Origin of the sequence: Neotabrizicola sp. VNH66 (assembly GCF_049445895.1) — a bacterium.
Classification (GTDB): Bacteria; Pseudomonadota; Alphaproteobacteria; order Rhodobacterales; family Rhodobacteraceae; genus Pseudogemmobacter.
The window spans coordinates 1-1,006 of sequence record NZ_JBMSDW010000058.1; the positions used below are offsets into that span (position 1 = coordinate 1).

1 protein-coding gene is annotated in these 1,006 nt (G+C 63.4%); it reads right to left on the reverse strand.

Annotated features, from left to right (window positions below; all coding sequences use genetic code 11):
• Positions 1-10: 10 nt before the first annotated feature.
• Positions 11-1,006: type I glyceraldehyde-3-phosphate dehydrogenase (gap, locus tag ACO2Q5_RS23915; RefSeq protein WP_423295731.1), on the reverse strand; the 996-nt coding region annotated here is incomplete at its 5' end.

Consider the following 1,006-nt stretch of genomic DNA (forward strand, 5'->3'; position numbering starts at 1 on the left):
TTCCGCGGTTTCAGATGAGTTTCCCCATGGCGACGGCGGTATCCGCCATGCGGTTGGAGAAGCCCCATTCGTTGTCGTACCAGCTCAGGACCGAGCACATTGTGCCGTCCATGACCTTGGTCTGGTCCAGGTGGAACACGCTGGAATGCGGGTCGTGGTTGAAATCCGACGACACGTTCTTGAACTTCGTATAGCCCAGAATGCCCTTCAGCGGGCCGCTGTCGGCGGCGGCGATGATGGCCTGGTTGATCTCGTCCACGCTGGTCGCGCGTCTGGCGATGAACTTCAGGTCCACCACGCTGACATTCGGCGTCGGCACCCGGATGGCGAAGCCGTCCAGCTTGCCCTTCAGCTCGGGCAGCACCAGCCCCACCGCCTTGGCCGCCCCGGTCGAGGTCGGGATCATGCTGAGCGCCGCGGCGCGGGCGCGGTAGAGGTCCTTGTGCATCGTGTCCAGCGTCGGCTGGTCGCCGGTGTAGCTGTGGATCGTGGTCATCATGCCCTTTTCGATGCCGATGGCATCATGCAGCACCTTGGCCACGGGCGAGAGGCAATTGGTGGTGCAGCTGGCGTTCGAGACTACAAGATCTGCCGCGGTCAGCGTGTCATGGTTGACGCCATAGACGATGGTCTTGTCCGCGCCGTCGCCGGGGGCGGAGATCAGCACCCGCTTCGATCCGTTCTCCAGATGGGCGAGGCACTTCTCCTTCGAGGTGAAGATGCCGGTGCATTCAAGGACCACATCCACATCCGACCACGGCAGTTCGGCCGGATTGCGCAGCGCGGTGACCTTCATCGGCCCGCGGCCGACGTCGATCCAGTCCTCGCCCGTGGTGACCTCGGCCGGGAAGCGCCCGTGCACCGAATCGAAGCGCAGAAGATGCGCATTGGTCTCGACCGGGCCCAGATCGTTCAGCGCCACGACCTCAATGTCCGTGCGCCCCGATTCGATGATCGCCCGCAATACATTGCGCCCGATCCGGCCAAATCCGTTGATGGCAACCTT